This is a genomic window from Runella rosea (assembly GCF_003325355.1).
Taxonomy (GTDB): Bacteria; Bacteroidota; Bacteroidia; order Cytophagales; family Spirosomataceae; genus Runella; species Runella rosea.
This window is the reverse complement of sequence record NZ_CP030850.1, coordinates 5,636,784-5,656,968: the sequence shown is the minus strand read 5'-3', so window position 1 is coordinate 5,656,968 and position 20,185 is coordinate 5,636,784. Positions and strand designations below refer to the sequence as shown.

11 protein-coding genes are annotated in these 20,185 nt (G+C 47.9%); 10 read left to right on the top strand and 1 reads right to left on the bottom strand.

Going from position 1 to position 20,185, the window contains the following annotated elements:
* Positions 1 to 42 precede the first annotated feature (42 nt).
* The 10 genes from DR864_RS23365 (at position 43) to DR864_RS23320 (ending at position 19,494) form a co-directional block, all read left to right on the top strand.
* Positions 43 to 3,450: a TonB-dependent receptor gene (locus DR864_RS23365; protein ID WP_114070446.1), complete on the top strand. Its 3,408-nt coding sequence runs from the start codon at positions 43 to 45 to the stop codon at positions 3,448 to 3,450.
* 32 nt (positions 3,451 to 3,482) lie between these two features.
* A complete protein-coding gene (locus DR864_RS23360; protein WP_114069228.1) occupies positions 3,483 to 5,096 on the top strand; it encodes a RagB/SusD family nutrient uptake outer membrane protein in 1,614 nt (537 codons plus the stop codon).
* 249 nt (positions 5,097 to 5,345) lie between these two features.
* The gene (locus DR864_RS23355) at positions 5,346 to 6,221 is read left to right on the top strand and encodes a 3-keto-disaccharide hydrolase (RefSeq protein WP_114069227.1); all 876 of its coding nucleotides are present in this window, start codon (positions 5,346 to 5,348) and stop codon (positions 6,219 to 6,221) included.
* Positions 6,190 to 8,055, top strand: a complete 1,866-nt coding sequence (locus tag DR864_RS23350) for a DUF4962 domain-containing protein (RefSeq protein WP_114069226.1) — start codon at positions 6,190 to 6,192, stop codon at positions 8,053 to 8,055. Before DR864_RS23355 ends, DR864_RS23350 begins: the two co-directional genes overlap by 32 nt.
* Positions 8,056 to 8,061: 6 nt before the next feature.
* Positions 8,062 to 8,871 (top strand): 2-oxo acid dehydrogenase subunit E2, encoded by an 810-nt coding sequence (locus DR864_RS23345; protein WP_114069225.1) that lies wholly within the window; start codon positions 8,062 to 8,064, stop codon positions 8,869 to 8,871.
* Positions 8,872 to 9,514: 643 nt separating this feature from the next.
* Entirely contained in the window at positions 9,515 to 12,700 is a 3,186-nt protein-coding gene (locus DR864_RS23340) for a SusC/RagA family TonB-linked outer membrane protein (RefSeq protein WP_114069224.1), read from the top strand.
* A 27-nt stretch (positions 12,701 to 12,727) separates the two neighbouring features.
* Positions 12,728 to 14,506 carry a RagB/SusD family nutrient uptake outer membrane protein gene (locus tag DR864_RS23335; RefSeq protein ID WP_114069223.1) on the top strand — a complete coding sequence of 593 codons (1,779 nt, stop codon included), beginning with the start codon at positions 12,728 to 12,730 and terminating at the stop codon, positions 14,504 to 14,506.
* A gap of 127 nt (positions 14,507 to 14,633) precedes the next feature.
* Positions 14,634 to 15,851 carry a mandelate racemase/muconate lactonizing enzyme family protein gene (locus DR864_RS23330; RefSeq protein ID WP_114069222.1) on the top strand — a complete coding sequence of 406 codons (1,218 nt, stop codon included), beginning with the start codon at positions 14,634 to 14,636 and terminating at the stop codon, positions 15,849 to 15,851.
* 205 nt (positions 15,852 to 16,056) lie between these two features.
* Positions 16,057 to 17,943, top strand: a complete 1,887-nt coding sequence (locus tag DR864_RS23325) for a heparinase II/III domain-containing protein (protein ID WP_114069221.1) — start codon at positions 16,057 to 16,059, stop codon at positions 17,941 to 17,943.
* Positions 17,944 to 18,009: 66 nt separating this feature from the next.
* Positions 18,010 to 19,494: a BNR-4 repeat-containing protein gene (locus DR864_RS23320; RefSeq protein WP_114069220.1), complete on the top strand. Its 1,485-nt coding sequence runs from the start codon at positions 18,010 to 18,012 to the stop codon at positions 19,492 to 19,494.
* 12 nt (positions 19,495 to 19,506) lie between these two features.
* Here the strand turns inward: DR864_RS23320 and DR864_RS23315 are convergent, their stop codons facing one another.
* Positions 19,507 to 19,950: a YHS domain-containing (seleno)protein gene (locus DR864_RS23315; protein ID WP_114069219.1), complete on the bottom strand. Its 444-nt coding sequence runs from the start codon at positions 19,948 to 19,950 to the stop codon at positions 19,507 to 19,509.
* Positions 19,951 to 20,185: the final 235 nt, after the last annotated feature.

The following is a 20,185-nucleotide window of genomic DNA, read 5'->3' as shown; positions in this document are numbered from 1 at the left end:
ATGGATAAATTCTACCAAACAACCAATCTTCTCCGAACACTCATGAGAATTTCCTTCACACAGATGATTATTGCCATTCTGTGCATGAGTGCCTCTTATGCGCACGACGCGATGGGTCAGGAAATGCTTGACCAAAAAGTAACCCTTAAACTTTCCAACGAGGATCTGAAAAGTACATTGGGTGCCCTTGAACGCACCACCAACGTACGGTTCATCTACAATCCTAAGGAAATCAAGGCCAATCAAAAAATTAACATTAACGCCCAAAACGAAAAACTGAAGTCAGTGCTTGAGCAAGTGCTGACGCCGCTCAACATCAGTTTTGAGGCCAAAGGCAAACAAATTGCCCTTTTCAAAAAAGCGGTGGGGTTTATCGAAACACCCCTCCAAACCCCAAGTCTGCTGCAAAATCAGTCTATTGACCGGAATGTAACCGGTAAAGTGACCGACGAGAAAGGTGAGGCATTGGTCGGGGTAACGGTACAAGTGAGAGGAACCACCCGGGGAGCTACGTCAGACGCGCAGGGAACCTTCCGTATTTCGGTAGTGGATGATAAATCGGTGCTGGTATTTTCGTACATCGGCTATGCCAAACAAGAAATTACGGTGGGCAATCAGACCAATTTCAACATCAGTTTGGTGGTAGATGATAAAAGCCTCGAAGAGGTCGTGGTGGTAGGATACGGAACCCAAAAGAAGGTCAATCTGACGGGGGCTGTCTCGACCGTAGATTCAAAAATGATTCAAAACCGCCCCAGTAGCAACTTAGCCAACGCCCTTCAAGGAACGACCCCCGGCTTAATTGTAACCCGCGTAACGGGTCAGCCCGGTAACGAAAGCCTCAACCTGCAAATCAGGGGTGCAACCACCGCCAACGGCGACGTGCCACCACTCGTGATTTTGGACGGGGTAACGGTACCCAGCTCTACGCTCCTCAACATGAACCCCAACGACGTAGAAAGCATGAGTGTGCTAAAAGATGCTGCGGCCGCGGCTATTTATGGCGCACAGGCTGCGGGAGGGGTAATATTAGTAACGACCAAAAAAGGGAAAGCTGGTAAAGTAACTTTTGATTATTTGGGTCAATACGGTACCGAGTGGGCCATCAATGTTCCCGAACGATTGAGTTTATTGGACGAAGCCAATCTTGTAAATTTAGGTCAACTCAATGCGGGCGCGGGCCCAGAATACAATGCATTTGACTTAGAACAAATCCGCAACAACGTTCCGTACGTGGTCAACCCCGCCGATACCAACAACTATTTGTTTTATAATCAAGAGCCACTTACCGACCAACTTTTACGGAAATATACCTCCATGCGCACGCACAATATCACGGCGCGCGGCGGTACAGATAAGTTTAACTTCATGGTTTCGGGTGGATATTACGAAAAACAAGGCGTTTTCAAGGTCGGCCCCGACAACAACAAACGTTATAACCTGCGCGTCAACTTAGGCACTCAGTTGACCAAACACCTTTCGTTAGATACCCGAATTGCCTATACACTCGAACAAACACGCCAGTCCTCTTCAGGCGCCGACGGTGGTGGACTTTTGTACCAAGTGTATCGCCTACGTACCCGAACGCCTTTCTTTACGCCCGAGGGCCGCTACAACGGCGCAGGGTCGGCCGCGTCGGCCTATGCTGAGTTGGAATCGGGAGGATACAACAATCTCGACAAAAACTTCTTTGACGGAACTTTTACCCTCAAAGCCGCCGAAATCGTTAAAGGATTGACCCTTCGGGCCGTGGCAGGAACACAATTCCGTCCCCAAAATCGCAACACATTTTTCAGGACGGTTCCTTTGTGGGGCCGCAACAGCATTTCGCGCTACATAAATCAGGTAAACTCGTACCGCGTTACCCGTGATTTGACCAAAAATTTGAATTTACAGTTCTTGGCTGATTACAATTTCAAAATCGGCGACAAACACAGTTTCAGCGTATTAGGAGGCTATCAGTGGGAAGACTCCCGTTTTGAAAGTGTATTTACCCAAGCCAACAACCTTGTAAGCAACGACTTGCCTACGCTAAGCCTCGGTGACGACGCTACCAAAAGCAACAGCGAAACCATCCGTACGTACGCATTTCAATCAATTTTTGGTCGTTTCAACTACAATTTTAGCGACAAATATCTTTTTGAAGTGACCGTTCGTCAGGACGAAAGCTCAAAACTTGCACCCGGCCTGCGTACCCAAATTTTCCCTGCGGCATCGGTAGGTTGGAACGTTCATCGCGAAGCGTGGTTTGCCAACTCATTACGGTTTATCTCTGAGCTTAAACTGCGCGGCTCATGGGGCCGTTTGGGAGGTGCTTTGGGAAGTACCCTTGGTTTTTATGACTACCTAAACCAATTGTCGAGAAGCTCAAACCTTGTATTGGGCGATGCCCGGGCATCTTACATCGGACAAACGTTCATTCCGTCGGCGGCGCTTTCTTGGGAAACCATCGAAACCACCAACGGAGGTATTGACCTCGGATTTTTCCAAAATCGTTTGCAGGCCAACTTTGATTATTACGTCAAGTTCAACCGGAACATGCTCACCCCGCAGCAGCTTCCGGCCACCATCGGGATTGCCACCCCACGCAAAAACAACGGAGAGCTAAAATCATGGGGCTGGGAACTTGACCTGCGCTACCGCGACCGCATCGGCAAAGATTTCAACTATAATGTTTCGTTCAATCTTTCAGACAACCAAAACAAACTTATCAATTTCTCGGGCCGCCGGGTTATCAATGCGGGCTTCAACAGCCTCATTGAGGGCTACCCAATCAATACCCTTTGGGGCTACCAAACAGCGGGGTATTTCACCTCGGCCGATGAGGTCAAAGCCTCCCCATTCCAAGATAACCGTACAGGCCCAGGCGACGTAAAATACATAGACCGCAACGGCGACAACCGCCTAACGGTGGGCAAAGGAAACGTGGAAGATTTTGGTGATTTAGTGTATTTAGGCACCGACCAACCCCGTCTGTTGTTTGGCTCAACATTGGGATTTGACTGGAAAGGGTTTGACTTCATGGTCTTTTTCCAAGGAGTGGGCAAACGTCGCTTCCGCCCCAATACCGAGTCGATTGCCCCTCGTTTGGTGACTTGGAAACAGCCTTTGGCCATCCATGCCGACTACTGGACCCCCGAAAATCCTGATGCCCTTTATCCTCGTCCGTTTACGGGTGCTACGCACAACTACGTAGCCTCTGACAAGTGGATTTTGGACGGCAAATACATGCGTCTTAAAAATTTCCAAGTAGGTTACACCCTGCCAAGCACGTTGACTAAGCGCGTTAAAATTGAGCGTGCCCGCTTCTTCTTCTCAGGACAAGATTTATTTACAATTTCGGGCTTGGGAGCATTCCAAGGCTATTATGACCCCGAAACCCGCAACGGTGTCGAAAACGATTATCCGTTTTTTGCTACGGCATCAGTGGGTTTGAACGTCTCTTTCTAAGCACCGAATTTTAAATTTTAGCACTTTCGAAAATGAAAAAAATACTTAATTATACCGCTTACTCTTTCGCATTGCTGCTGGGACTGTCGGCTTGCGAAGTGAACCGCTTGCCAGAAACCGCCATCAGCGACGACACCTTCTGGCGCTCAGAATCCGACCTTAAACAAGCCGCCAATTATCTGTACACTTGGATGCCTGGATTTAATACCGACGACAACTGGTCGGACGACGCCATTGGTTTATCGTCAAACGGTATCAGCGACGGCTCACGTTTGGCCCCATCTACCGACGGGTCGTACAACACGCCGTATCAGCTCATCAGAGCCGCCAACAACATCATTGAAAAAGCTCCGCGCGCTACCGAAGCCAGCGCAGCAATCATTGACCGGTACATCGCCGAGGCTCGCTTTTTCAGGGCTTTTGGTTATTTTTCGTTGGTACAACGCTACGGCGACGTTCCTTTGATTTTAAAAACGCTCACGGATGATTCTCCCGAGCTAACCGCCGCTGCTGCACCACGTGAGCAAGTTGTTGAGCAAATGTACCAAGACTTGGATTTTGCCGCCTCAAAATTGCCGACGCCAACGGCCTTGGGAACCGCCAATTACGGTCGCATTTCCAACACTGCCGCACTAGCGTTCAAAGCCCGCGTGGCGTTGTTTGAAGGCACTCGCGCCAAATTCCACAATTCTGGCGACCCTGTCAAGCACTTGACGGCCGCTTACAACGCCGCCAAAGCCGTAATCGACAGTAAGCAGCACGATTTGTTCGGCAACTATTTTAACCTGTTTCAATACGAGGGAGAAGGTCGTCAAAACCGCGAAAATATCATGGTGCGCCAGTACGGCGTTTCCACCACTGACCGGGTTTCAACCCACGCTTACTATCGGGGTTCTATCGAAAACGGCAACACCAATCCAACCAAAGCGCTTTCAGATTCCTACGTGATGAGCGATGGACTGCCCATTACTAAATCACCTTTGTACAAAACACCAACGGCCACCATCGAGATATTTGCCAACCGCGATGCCCGGATGATTGCCACATTTATGAAACGCGGCGACGCCCAGATGACCACCAAACCCATCTTCGACGTAGCCAACCTTTCGTTCAATAAAACGGGCTATATGTTCCGCAAGTTTGCTAATGTTGACGACTGGAATACGCAGGCATCCCTCATCGACCGCCCTGTTTTGCGCTACGCCGAGGTACTCCTTACTTACGCTGAGGCCCGTTTTGAGTTGGACAACGCCATCAGCGACGCCGACCTTGACCTAACCCTCAACCGCCTACGGGCCCGCGCTGGAGTAGCCAAATTGACCAATGCTTTTGTAACCACCAATGGCCTAACGATGCGCGAAGAAATCCGCCGTGAACGCCGCGTAGAATTGGCCCAAGAAGGATTCCGGTACTGGGATTTGATCCGTTGGAAAATCGCCGAAGTTGAGCTTCCAAAGCCCATTTTAGGCATCTATTTCTTTAAGTCTGAATTTCCGCCCGCGACCGTCAACCTGACACCCGATAACTTTATTTTGGTTCAGGCGGCCAATTTCCGCAAGTTTGACCCTGCCAAAGATTATTTGTGGCCATTGCCCATCAACGAAATTTCACTCAACCCATCGTTGAAGCAAAATCCTGGTTGGTAACCGTATTGGTGTAGGATGTAAGCATCCTACGCCCTTCAAAAGCCCCTACTCAAGGATACCAAATTTGGGGTATTTTTATCCAACACAAACCTTTAGAGGCACATAAAACACCTACAAAACAACGGTGTGTTTTGTGTGCCTTTCTTTTTTTCGATAAAAACACTTTAGTAGTCAATAGTAAATGCGGGTCATAATTCTCTTGATGCAGTAGCAAAGAACAAACGTTTGTACCAACCACTCACAACCATCATGAAACCTGTCATTACAGCTTCTCGACTCCTTTCCTCCTCTTTGGCCCTCCTACTGGTGGGAATCATGTCGTTTACCCCGTCTAATAAGGAAGACAAAGAAGATTGGATTTCTTTGTTTAACGGAAAAAATATCAAAAACTGGACGGTCAAAATTCACCACCACGAGGTCGGTGATAACTATGGGAAGACGTTCCGGGTGGAAGATGGCATCATCAAAGTGCGCTACGATCAATATGATAAGTTCAATGAGCGCTACGGGCATTTGTACTTCAACACACCTTACTCCTATTATCACCTCAAAATGGAGTATAGGTTTACGGGAATATGGCGCAAAGATGCTCCGAGTTATACGGAGCTAAACAGCGGCGTGATGTTTCACTCCCAAGACCCGCACACCATGCCCAAAGAACAGGATTGGCCTATCTCGGTAGAAATGCAGTTTTTGGCAGGACTAGCTGACGGCAAGCCACGCCCCACTGGCAACATGTGCTCACCGGGTACCGACGTGATTTTTGAAGGTAAAAAAGACCCCCGTCACTGCATCAACTCAACGTCCAAAACCTACCCTAAAGAAGAATGGGTAACGGCCGAACTCATCGTGTTGGGCGACTCGCTCATCACGCACAAGATCAACGGCGAAGTAGTGCTGCAATATGCAAACCCACAAATCGGCGGTGGAGTGGCTAATCGTTATGACCCCGCCATCAAACAAGACGGTAAAATGCTCAAAGAAGGATTCATTGCCTTGCAAAGTGAAGGACAGGAAATTGATTTCAGAAACATCCAACTCTTGAATCTGGAAGGCTGCATGGACCCGAAATCCAAATCATACCGACCGTATTATGTCAAAGACAACCCGTCAAAATGCAGGTAAGAAACTAAAAACAGTTCTCTGTTGCCTGTATGCTGTGTTTTTCCTATGGGCAACAGAGTCCTGCAAACCAGCGGAAACCACCCCATCCATGCCCGAATTTACGGGCATTTTAAAAACCATCAAGGCTGAGCATCCACGCCTGATGCTTTCCAATGAGCGCATTGAAGAGCTGAAAACATTGCAAAAAACCGACCCTACGCTCGATAAATACATCAAAGCGGTGTTGGCAACGGCCAACGCCATGCTCACCAAAGCACCCTTACAACGGGTGTTGGAAGGCCCCCGGCTACTGGGCGTAAGCCGCGAATTGCTCAACCGCGTCACGCATCTGTCGCTAAGTTACCGCCTCACCAACGACAAAAAATACCTGACCGCCGCCGTTACCAATCTGAAAGCCGTTTGTGCGTTTTCTGACTGGAATCCCTCTCATTTTTTGGACGTTGCCGAAATGCTGCATGGCGTAGCGATTGGTTATGATTGGCTATATGCCGACCTGAGCCAAGCCGACCGAGATGTGCTTCGAGAAGGTATCAAAAAACACGGATTGGCCGAATACCGCAAACGCTACGCTGCCGAATGGTGGAGCAAAGCCGAAAACAACTGGAATCAAGTATGCAACGGCGGACTCATTGTAGGCGCATTGGCTGTAGCCGAAACCGACCCTACTTACGCGCGAGATTTCGTTCCTTTGGCCTTACAAAATATGCCCGTAGCCCTCAAAAACTACGCACCCGACGGACTTTGGTACGAAGGCCCTGCCTACTGGAGCTACGCCACGGAGTATTTGGTGTACGGCATGGCAGCGTTGCAATCAGCCTTGGGCACAATGGGCGACTTGGACAAATCGGCAGGGTTAGATAAAACAGGCTTGGTTCCGATGATTTGTACGTCACCCAACTACGGTTTTTTAAACTTTGCCGATGCGGGCGAAAACAGCAAATCCGACGCTTCCAAAGCCTTTTTTTATCTGGCTAAAATCTACAACAACGCCAACATTTCCAACTACGCCCACGAAGTCATCAAAAACCGCAGTTTATTGGCGCAGCCGCACCATGTGCTGTGGTACCAAGCGCCCACGACTAGCACTCCTACCCGCGATTTGGACAGTTATTTTAAAGGGAAAGTCGAAGTGGTTACCCTGCGGAGCGCTTGGAACGACCCAAATGCCCTTTGGTTGGGCATCAAAGGTGGGGTGAATAGCTCTGAACACTCGCACCTCGACTTGGGCAATTTTGAACTGGAAGCTGGTGGCGTGCGCTGGGCGCGGGATCTGGGCTCCGACGATTATAACCTGCCTGGCTACTGGACCATGGGCGTGGGTGGCCAACGCTGGGCATACTATCGCCTCAATTCGTTTAGTCACAACGTGCCGTTATTGGGTAATAAAAACCAATATGAGCTGGCCAAAGCAAATTTTATCGAAACCAATCTAAACACCGCAACCCCGTCTGCCGTACTTGATTTGACGGAAGCTTACCGCGATTTTTCGTCCAAAAGCACCCGAAAAATCAGCATGATTGAGACCAGAAAAGCATTTTTAATCGAAGATACGCACAAGTTAACCAAAAATACGGAAGTGGCTTGGGGCATGACAACCGCCAACCAAATTGAGCTTTTGAAGGGCGGAAAGGCCATTTTACGCAATTCTACCATTACCACCCGCACCCTTGAAGCTGAGATCATCACTCCCGTAGGAGCAGAATTTACGGTAGAATCAGCGACGCAAAAAGCCCCCGAAAAATTGAATACAGGCAACAGTCGTCTGATGCTGCGCCTACCAAATCAAACTGGAGAAATAAAAATTGTGGTTAAATTAACGCCGAAGATGTCTTAATACCCCATGAACCCTTCGGAAACCTTCAATACAACGTGGCGCAAAACCGCCTCCACGATTTATAAAAAACCCATTGATTCAAAGATTTTCGGCTCAGTCGAAATCGACATTACTGATCTAGAACGCTACATCCAGGCCCAACGCAAAGCGGGCGTCAAAGCCACACTGACCCATTTTTTTCTGTTGGCAACGGCCCGCGCCATCAAAGAAGAAGTGCCTGAATTCAATACCTACCTCAAACGCGGCAACATCTACACCCACCCTCACATCGACGCCACGGTGAGCGTACTGCGCCACGACGGCGAAATGGGTTCGGTCAAAATGAACAACATCGACACCTACACTCTGGCCGAACTCGTCGAATACCTCCGCAAAGAAATCCAAATTGCCCAAAAAGGAGCAGATACATCGAAGGCCATGAAAGATTCGTTGGCGCGTATTCCGTGGCCGTTACGCGGAATAGTGTATCAGTTTATCAAATACCTCACGGTGCATTTGGGGCTTTCGATTCCTTTCCTGAACCTGTCGGCCAATCACTTCGGAGCATTTTTTCTGTCCAATATCGGCAGCCTCGGGCTGGATATTGGCTACCCTGCGTTGTTTCCGTCGGCCAATGTTTCTTTTGTGCTCATTGTGGGTGGCATTTCCAAAAAGCCTTGGGTGGTCAACAACGAGATTGTTCCACGCACCATTCTTACCCTCGGAGCCGCCCTCGACCACCGCGTGGTTGATGCCTCTCACGGTGGCAAATTGTTTACCTATTTGAAAAAAGTCGTCGCAAAGCCCGAATTGCTGGAAAAAATATCCTCTCACTAATCTAACGCCCTTCTCAGCTACTGCTTCCCTAAAAAGTAGATTATTTTTATATCCAAATCACAAAGGTGACTATACGTTAGTCGATTTAATTTTTGAGCCACAAATGCTAGTTTAATTTTTTCAAGTTGCCCAAACGTAAAAACCAAAAACTGCAAACGTAACCGCAAACGTTTGCGTAAAAATTATCAGCAGAAATTTAGCCTATCTATTGTCTTATTTTATTTATAAATAGTAATTTACCCATATTTTTAAAGTAGAAAAGGGTAAAAACTTCTTTTAAAACAAAATCAAATTTACTTTCTTTCGATTTTTTTTCACACACCACTATTGTACTTTTTTAATAATTACCCTTTAATAGTTAATATAAAATAAGTACTTTAACCATAAACATTTTACCCCAAACAGCAATCTCAGGCGTTCAGGTGTGACGCGGCCCGTTTCTCCAATACAAAGTTTGAATTCTATCAAAATCAACCCAACATCAAGGCAAATCAAAGCTGAGATGTTGCGGAGCATCTTAGCTTTGATTTGCCCATAAAGATTCAGCCAGCCTACGCGTATAACATGAGTTTGACAACCACTTTTCTTATACTTACTATACGCTTACCTTTTCTTAATAATTTCACTTAAAACAACTTAACTAATGAAAAAACAATTACACGTATGTTGGCAAATCGCCCGAAATACGCTTTTAGGCAGTATTTTAGGGATATTTTGCCTGGCGAGTGTAGCCCGAAGTCAAAGCATTTCGGGACAAATCACGGCGGCTGAAAACGGCGAAGGTCTGCCCGGCGTCAGTATCCTTGTAAAAGGAACCAACCAAGGAACTACCACCGACAATACGGGAAAATACACCCTCAAAGTGCCCAACAGCAATAATACAACGCTCGTGGTGAGTTTTATCGGCTACTTGAAGCAGGAAATAGCAGTAGCTGGCCGCTCAGTCGTCAACCTTTCCCTGGAAATCGACACCAAAGCCCTCGAAGAAGTCGTGGTGGTTGGGTATGGGGTACAGGAAAAAGTAAACCTGACTGGGGCCGTAGGAACCGCCGACAGCAAACGCCTGATGAATCGCCCCATCGCCAACGCAGGGGAAGGTTTGCAAGGCGTGATTCCCAACCTGAACGTCAACGTGCGCAACGGTGACCCCGCACAAGCAGTTACGTTCAACATCCGGGGTTATGAGTCCATCAATGGCGGCGCGCCGCTGGTATTGGTCGATAACGTACCAATGGATTTAAACCGAATCAACCCCAACGACATTGAAAGCATCAGCGTACTCAAAGATGCCTCTGCCGCGGCCGTTTATGGCGCACGGGCGGCGTTTGGGGTAGTTTTAGTGACCACCAAAAGCGGTAAAAGTGGCAAAGTGACGGTCAATTTCGGCACACAGACGTCGTTGGCCAAGCCCATTTTCAACATGGATGTAGTAACCGATCCTTACGAGTTTGTGCAGGCCCGTAATGCGGCCAATATCCGTACCAGTGGCGTACCTTCCTACGACGCCGACATGGTGGCAGGCACCAAAGCCTATTCCGAAAATCCCGCAACGGCTCCCCAATGGAAAGTAGTCAACGGAGCGCTTCGTTACTACGGTTTTAATGACTATCAAAACCAAATCATGACAGACTACGCCCCGACCAACCAATCGGATTTATCGGTTTCGGGTGGTTCTGACAAGTCGAAATTTTTTGTCTCGTTAGGATACTTCAGCAAGGATGGTTATTTGAAAGAAAAATCAAAAAATGAAACCTTCAAGCGTTATAACATCTTAGTAAAAGCTGATTTTAAAGTAAATGACTGGTTGAGTTTGGACGAAAAAGTGGTTTTTAACTCAGAAAACAGCAATAAACCCCACTTCTACAACTGGGACGTAAACATCAACTCGCTAGCGCGTGTTCCGCCCATCATGCCGATTCAATTTCCAGATTTACCATTTTATGTAACTCAAGGCGACCGCGAGAAGTACGCACCCTATATCGGTAAATATTTCGGCGGCACCAACTTCTTCCCTTACCTGAAAGACGGAGGCCGCACCACTTATACCAACAACGACATCTGGCTGACCCAAGGGGTAACCCTTACGCCGCTAAAAGGCCTAAAAATCCGTTCGGATTTCTCGTACAACATTTTCAATCGCATGTACCAAGATGTACAAAGCAAAATTGAAATTGTGGACGCCAACTTACTGGCCGCCAACCTAATAAGCAATGGATTTAGCGGTGATGACTGGATTCGTAACGAAAATACGTACAATCAATACTACGTTTTCAACGCTTTTGCGGAATACAAATTACCGCTTTCGGTAAACCACAACATGACCGCGATGGTGGGTTTCAACCAAGAACGCGGCCAAAACCGCTTTACGGGCGCACAGGCCCGAGGGCTTATTACGCCGCTGGTTACTGACCTAAACGCCACTACGGGGGTTCAGCAAACCTTCGGCAGCAAGTCACATGTGGCTTTGCGCGGGGCTTTTTACCGCCTAAATTATAACTACCGCGAGCGGTATTTGATTGAATTGAACGGGCGCTACGATGGTACCTCACGCTTTCCGCAAGCCAGCCGTTTTGGCTTTTTTCCTTCTTTCTCGGCAGGATGGCGTATCAGCAACGAAAACTTCATGGCGGGTACCAGTAAATGGCTAGACAATCTGAAAATTCGGGCTTCGTACGGAACACTGGGCAATCAGCTGTTGGGCAACAACTTTTACCCCTATGTTTCTACTATGGGAACGGGTCAATCACCTTACATCTTTGGTACGGGTACCATCCCTGTGGTAACGGCGGCGGGTTTGGTAAGCCCCAACCTGACTTGGGAAACGGTAGTTTCCAAAAACATTGGTCTTGATTTTACCATGCTGAAAGGCCGTTTAGACGCTTCTTTTGACCTCTTCACACGGGATACCAAAGACATGCTCATGAACGTGACTTATCCAGCCATCTTAGGAACCAACGCCCCACAGGAAAACGCCGCCGACCTACGCACCAAAGGCTGGGAGCTATCAATGACATGGCGCGACCGTATCAAAAAAGACTGGAACTATGACGTAACCCTTGCCCTTTCTGACTGGACAGCCGAAATCACCAAGTTTAATAATCCCACGGGAGCCATTAACAACTACCGTGTTGGGCAGCAGTTAGGCGAAATTTGGGGATTTGAAACCGTAGGAATTTTCCAAACCGCCGACGACGTGGCCAAAGCGCCCAAACAAACAAACATCGGTAACAACTGGAGAGCAGGTGACATTCAGTACGCTGATATCAACGGTGATGGCAACATTACCCTCGGTAATAACACCGTGGGCAACCCTGGTGACCGTAAAATCATCGGAAATTCTACCCCACGTTATACCTTTGGTATCAACAGCGGTATTAGCTATAAAAACTTCCGATTGGGATTGTTCTTTCAGGGAATTGGTAGAAAAGACCACTGGCCCAGCGCCGACAACTGGACGTGGTTCTTTCCGTACAATGCGGGCCACGTAGAGCGTTATTACATCACCGACACCTGGCGTGAAGACAACCGCGACGCGTATTTTCCTGCCGCGCACATTTCAACCAACGACAAGAAAAACGTGCAGGTACAGTCACGCTACTTACAAAGTGCCGCTTATATCCGTCTGAAAAACATCACGTTTAGCTATGATCTCCCTCAAAACTTGATCAAGAAAATCGGTATGGGTAGAGCGCAGGTATTTGCTACGGGCATGAACCTCTGGGAGTACACCAAAATGCGTAAGCCTCTAGACCCCGAATCCATTCAATCAGCGGCGATTGAGTACCCTATGCAGCGAATCATGACGTTGGGCCTAAATGTGTCATTCTAATTTCAATCACTTAAAAAGCGAGTTCAAATGAAAAACAATATAATCAAATCGTGCTTAATCGCTTTCACCATTTTGGTGGTAAGTGGTTGCAATGACGAATTTTTGGAACGCTATCCGCTGGATAGAATTACGAACGAAACTTTCTGGAACACCGAGAACGACTTGCGGGTGTACAACAACAGCATCTACGATCTGGCCCGCAACGACGACAACGTGCCCATCTTGATGGCGCACCACAACGGGTTTGACAGCCACTGGGCAAGTGTATGGTTTCAGGATGAATTTGCCGACAACATGGCCCCGCGCCACGCCCGCCACACGGTATTTCAGCAGGTACGCGCCGGCAAGCACACTGTTCCAGCCGCTCCACAACAGTTTGGCTACAAAGGCTGGAACTTTGTAAGAGCCTGTAATGTGGGCTTAGCCAACTACGGTAAAGCCAACGTTGCCCAAAACATCAAAGACCGTTACATTGCCGAAGCACGTTTGTTTAGAGGATGGTTTTATGCCGAAAAGGTATCCAAATTCGGCGATGTGCCGTGGGTAGAGAAAGAACTCAATACCGAGTCGGAAGAGCTGTTTGCCGCCCGTATGCCCCGCGAGCAAGCCATGGAAAAAATATTGGAAGACCTGAATTTTGCTGCCACCAAACTACCCGACAACTGGGGCGACGGCGGTGCGCCAGGACGACTCAATCGTTGGGCTGCCTTATTGGTAAAATCACGCGTATGCTTGTTTGAAGGCACATGGCGTAAGTACCATGGCGGCACTGACCCCAACAAGTGGCTACAAGCGGCCGCCGATGCCGCCAAAGAATTGATGGACAAAGGCCCGTATAGACTGTATAGTACAGGCGATCCACAAAACGATTATAACGCCTATCACCGCGTGTTGAACCTCGCTGGCAACCCTGAAGTATTGTACTGGCGCAAGTATCAACTGGGCGTATTTACCAACCACGTACAATCTTATTTTGAGTATGCCGGCGGTGCTACCAAGAGTTTGGTGGAAGATTATTTGTGTACTGATGGTCTGCCGATTTCTTTGTCGCCGCTTTACAAAGGCGACGGCAAAATCGAAGATGTATTTGAAAACCGCGACCCGCGTTTACGCCAAACCGTGCTTCACCCTGCCGATGCAGCTAAGTACAAATATCACTTGGGCGATGGGCGCACGTATCCACGTATCTTGGGTATGGCGGGTGGCTACATCTCCGAAACAGGCTATCACATTATCAAGCATTACAACGCCGACGATATGATTGGCAAAGCCTTTGACACGGCAGAAGCCCCAGGTATCATCCTGCGTTTTGGCGAAGCTTTACTGAACTATGCCGAAGCACAGGCTGAACTGGGCAAAATCACCCAAGGAGACCTTGATGCCAGCATTAACAAACTCCGCGACCGCGTCAAAATGCCGCATCTGATGCTGGACAAAGTACCCGTTGATCCACGTTACACCAGCGACGGCGTAGCGCCCATCATCGTCGAAATCCGTCGTGAGCGTCGTATTGAGCTGTTTATGGAGGGCTTCCGATATGGCGACCTCAGACGTTGGAAACAAGGTAAAAAACTTACCATTCCTACCATGGGTATGCAATGGGACGATGCCGCCAAAGCCCGCTACCCGGGCGTGGTGGCAAAAACCTCCGTTGACCCTGTTTCAAAGAAAACCTACATCGACGTCTATCAGGGAACTGATTTTGCCAACCCAGTTTTCGACGAAAGTAAGCACTACCTGTGGCCTATTCCGCTAAACTCACTAGCCGAAAACCCAGCCATTAAGCAGAATCCAGGCTGGCAGTAATTCATTTATTAATAATTTTCAAACGCTGCCAAGGCTTGTTACTCGCAATTTCAAGCCTTGGCAGTTTGTTTTGTGTGAGCTTTGAACCGTTAGCAAGCTGTGAACCATTCATAAAATAGGCAAACCCATGCAATCACGCCGTAATTTCCTCAAAACCAGCCTTTTGACTGCGACCCTTCCGCTAAGCGCTGAGAGCCTGTCAGGTACCGACGAACTTCCTCATTGGCCTCAACCCAACTTGAAAGCCCTCTTTCCCGAAATTATTAAGATTGAGTCGGTTGAACTCCTCAAAACGCAGGGAGAACTGATGCTCGTTGTGCGGGCAAACGGTCTGCTCGGCATAACGCAGTGTAATGACCGAATGCAACACCTTACCTCCTTGCTGAAAGGGCTGGTGTTGCCGCATTTTGTGGGAAAAGACGCGCGCGATTTACCCCAATTGGTGGACAACGCCTACCGCCTCAACAGCAACTATAAATATGCCGGAATGCCGCTTTGGAACAGCATTGGCAGCGTCGAAATCGCGGTATGGGATGTGCTGGGAAAACTTCTTCAACAACCTGTTTATCAATTGCTGGGCAAGCAAGTTAGAAACGAATACTCTGTCTATATTTCTGATTTTAACCGCGAAGGTGATCCCGAAAAAATAGCTAATCAACTCTTGGAAAAACTAACGATAACGGGAGCCATAGGGGTAAAAATAAAAGTAGGCGGACGCATGGTCAACACCCCCGAAAATGCCGCCCAAACCCGAAAATATATTCCTTTATTACGTAAAATATTAGGCAATGAAATCATCATTTATGCCGATGCCAATGGCTCTTACACCCCGCACGAAGGCATTGAAGCGGGAAAATTGCTCGAAGACAATGGCGTAGCCATTTTTGAAGAACCCTGCAATTTTGAAGACGAAGAAGGCATGAAAATCGTCACCAAAGCCCTGTCTAAAATTGTGTTGGCTGGTGGTGAGCAAGACAGTAATTTGTATCGCTTTCGGCGCTTGGCTCGGGAGAATGTCTATGACCTTCTCCAACCCGACATGTACTATAACGGCGGTATATTACGGGCGCTGCAAGTGGCCGAAATCGCCAAAAAATACGGTGCCGTGGGGATTGCACCGCATACCCCCAAAGCCGACCCACTTATTGCTCCTTTTTGGCAGGTGGCGGCCTTGATTCCCAACCTTTACGGTCTACAGGAATTTGTGTATAACCCCAACGAAAAAAAGCCGAACTGGCACAGCGACATTCGCTTAACAAATGGAAAAATGAGCATCCCCAATCGTGCAGGATTGGGAATAGACTATGACCCATCCATCTGGCAATCGGCCGAAAAAATTGTGTAGAATAAAATCGGGGGCAGTTTCTAAAGAGAAAACATTTAAACTGCGTATGCTGCGGGTTTAATGTTGGTTTTTATGGTAAATCTTCCACATTTATGCTTTCTATTAAAGAGTTATTTATTGTTGTTTTTTGCAAATCGGTAAAATGTCCCTCTTTCGTTTTGCGTTCCAACTATAGTACAATATTATCCATAACACATTTTAAAAAATGAAAAAAGTCCCTTTTTTTTTGTACCTCATCGGAATCTTCCTTCTGGTACACCCCACCTCTTTTGCGCAACTAAAGCACCTTAGCCATGTTAGCAAACTCCCTGACCATCCACGAATTATGTTGTTAAAAGGAGAAGAAAAAGGAATTCAGAATAACATCAACTCCGACAAAAACTGGGCCACTATTCACCAAACAATTTTGGTCGAAAGTGACAAAATCATCGACCTACCGCCGTTGGAACGCATCCAAATCGGTCGTCGTTTGCTCGACAAATCACGCGAGGCACTGCGTCGAATTTTCATGCTTTCATACGCGTATCGCATCACCCGTGACCAAAAATACCTCAACCGCGCTGAAACTGAATTATTGAAAGTTTCATCGTTTTCAGACTGGAATCCGTCGCACTTCCTAGACGTGGGCGAAATGACCATGGCCGTGGCCATCGGGTACGATTGGCTGTACAATGATTTGCAAAAATCTTCTTTACCCATCCTCAAAGAAGCCATTCTAAAAAAAGGCATTGAACCGTCGTTAGATTCAAAATACAACAGCTGGCTGACGGCCTCTCACAACTGGAATCAGGTCTGCAATGCAGGCATGACCTACGGCGCATTGGCCATTTATGAAGATAATCCAACGCTGGCGAAGCAAATCATTGACCGCGCCATTGAGTCCATCAAACTGCCCATGGAAGACTACAACCCCGACGGGGCCTATCCCGAAGGCTACGGCTACTGGGGCTACGGAACGAGCTTCAACGTACTGTTTCTGAGTGCCGTACAAAAAGCACTGGGCAGTGATTTCGGTTTGTCAAACGGGCGTGGCTTTTTGAATACGGCCGCTTATTATCAGCACATGGTCGGTACATCGGGCAAAACCTTCAACTATTCCGACGCAGGCAGCGGCTCGGGCGGCGTAAGTCCAGCAGTGTTCTGGTTTGCCAACCGTACCAATACCCCTTCGTTGTTATTCGGCGCCAAAAATATTCTTGAAAATGGAGCGCCCAATATGGGCCGTGACCGGATTTTACCCGCCGCCATGATTTGGGGCAACGGCATTAAATTTGAAAAAGTAACTGCTCCCAAAGCCCTCCTTTGGGCAGGCAAGGGCAAAAACCCCGTCGCCATGATGCGCTCGTCTTGGACCGACCCCTCTGCCATATACGTTGGTTTAAAAGCTGGCTCACCTTCCGTCAACCACGGCCACATGGACATCGGTTCATTTGTGATGGACGCCCTAGGGGAGCGTTGGTCGATGGACCTGGGAATGCAGGAGTACGAATCGCTGGAATCAAAAGGCGTAAAGTTGTGGGATAAAGGTCAAAACGCCCAACGTTGGGAAGTGTACCGATACAACAACATGGCCCACAGCACCCTGACATTCAATAATGAGCTACAACGCGTGGAAGGCTACGCTCCCCTTTCAGGAACGGTCAATAAGCAGGCCTTTACTGGGGCCATTACCGACATGAGCGCGGTGTACAAAAACGCCGTTGCCTCCGCCAATCGCGGCATTGCGATAGTGGATGGCCAATACGTGGTCGTGAAAGATGAAATTTTAACCAATGACAAACCCTCGACTGTAAAATGGGTCATGCTCACCCCCGCCGAGGTGCGCATCAATGAAAACGGAATGGCCGAATTGAGTCAAAACGGCAAAAAACTTCAACTGAAAGTAGGCGAACCTGCCAATGCCACACTCAAAACCCGACTGGCTCAGCCTACACACGATTACGATGCACCCAATCCAGGTGCAACGCTCGTGGAGTTTGAAATCAATCTACCTGCCAATACAAAAAACACCATCAATGTATTGCTGATTCCCGAAGGCGTTTCGGTTAATAAAGAGACGAAAATTCCATCATTGAACGATTGGAAAAAGTGATTTATCATAAAATACAGCAATCATCCGAGCCCACCTAACGAATGCTCTCCCAACCCTAATTAATTCATGAAAAAATGGCTTTTATTGCTAACGTCGGCAGGGTTTCAAACCCTACCGACGTTTTTGCCGACGTTCCTGTCAACCTCAGTCTTACAGGCGCAAACCCTCAACCAAACAGACGACGGATTTCGCGGAATTTGGTACCACATCGGTAAACTCGACAACGAATACGTCCATAAATATAGCGGCGGACTCGGTACCTACCCCGCCAACCACAGTCCATTTTCAGTCTACAGTCCCGAAGTCAAAAAGACGTTCTTTTGCTTTGGAGGTGCATCCAAAGACCCCAAACCCAGTCTTTTGCACGAAATTTCATACTTTGACCATAGCACGGGCCAAGTAGCCCGCCCGACCGTTGTGCTCAATAAAGCCACCGACGACGCCCACGACAACCCCGTGCTCAACATCGACGCCCAAGGGTATCTTTGGTTGTTTTCGACCTCCCACGGCGTCGAACGTCCTTCGTATACCCACCGCAGTCGGAAGCCGTACGACATCAGTGCTTTTGACAAAATCGAGGCAACGTATTTCAAAAACGGCAAACAACTGCCTTTTGATAACTTCTCGTACCTGCAAAGTTTCTACCAAAACGGTAAAGGCTTCTTTCATCTGATGACCCACTATGAGCGGGGAATCTTGAAATATGGAGCTAAAAAACCGCGTCGCACCATTGGCTACATCACGAGCAAAGACGGTGTTCAATGGTCTGATATTAAAGACATTGGCACTATTGAAGAAGGGCACTACCAAACGGGCGGGCAGTGGAACAACAAAATTGGCACATCGTTCAATATGCACCCCGATACCGAAAAAGGCGCAGGTCTGGATTACCGCACCAATTTGTATTATGTAGAAACCAACGATTTCGGACAAAGTTGGCAAAACGCCAAAGGCGAAAAACTAACTTTGCCCCTATCTACTCCCCAAAACGGTGGGCTAGTGAAAGAATACCGTTCGGCGGGCCTGAATGTCTACATCAACGACCTCACCTACGACACCAAAGGACGACCGATTATTTTGTTTGTCACCAGCAAAGGCCCGGACCCTGGCCCAAGTCAAGGGCCGCACACGTGGCAGGTGGCTTTTTTCAACGGCAAAACGTGGGAAATCAACCCCGTGACGACCGCCGACCACAACTACGACATGGGTTCTGTATACGTCGAAAACCCTACCACTTGGAAAATCATCGGCCCCACCGAAACAGGCCCTCAGCCCTACGGGACGGGCGGCGAAGTGGCGGTTTGGATCAGCAAAAACCAAGGCAAAACGTGGCAAAAACAGATTAATCTGACCCCAAACAGCGCCTTCAATCATTCCTACGTACGACGTCCGCAGAATGTACATCCCGATTTTTACGCTTTTTGGGCCGATGGTCACGCACGGCAGCCTTCGGAGTCATCGTTGTATTTTTCTACCAAAAAGGGCGAAGTATTTCGTCTGCCGCGTCAAATGAAAAATGAACTTGAAAAGCCAATTCGGGTGAATCCATAAACCATTCCTCACTCATTCCTGAAGTTTGACGGTTGGCCAGTTTTTATTGGCTTTGTCAATAAAGTTAGCTTGGTCTTTACGCCAATTCTCCATCACTTTTTTGTTGTAATTAAGATACAATTTTCCGTCACTTACGGTCCAAGCATCGGGGTCAGTGGGGGCCTTATAGCCTCCCGCTGTGCCGTACGCACAATAGCCGCCGTATTGCGGAGCATACTTTTCAGGAGAAGCTTTGAAAGCTTCCTGATTTTCGCGGTTGGCAAAGTACCATTTACCACCTTTCCAAACGTAAACAAACTCTGAATTGCCTTTCACAGGGGCCGATTGGGTGAAATACGCCACTACATCATAGCCTCTGACCGCGACACTGTCTTTGACGAAAATTTCTGATTTTTGCGCTTGCAGTTGAATTGATAACACCAACAAAACAATAATACTTCCTGCTAACTTTTTCATGTGTTTTTGCTTTTAGTTTTAAACAACACCCCAAAGTTTGCAGGAATAAAAAAAGTAAATTGTCGGCTATGCGACACTCATTCACATTATTGGTTGCGAAGGAGTTTTTTGCACATAAACCACGAGAGGCAAGCCATAAACATTCAGTTAAAGGCAGGGATTCAACTAGAGAGAGCATTGTGAAGTATTTAGGCTAAAATAGGCAGCCCTTAGATTACAACATTAAATTGCTCCC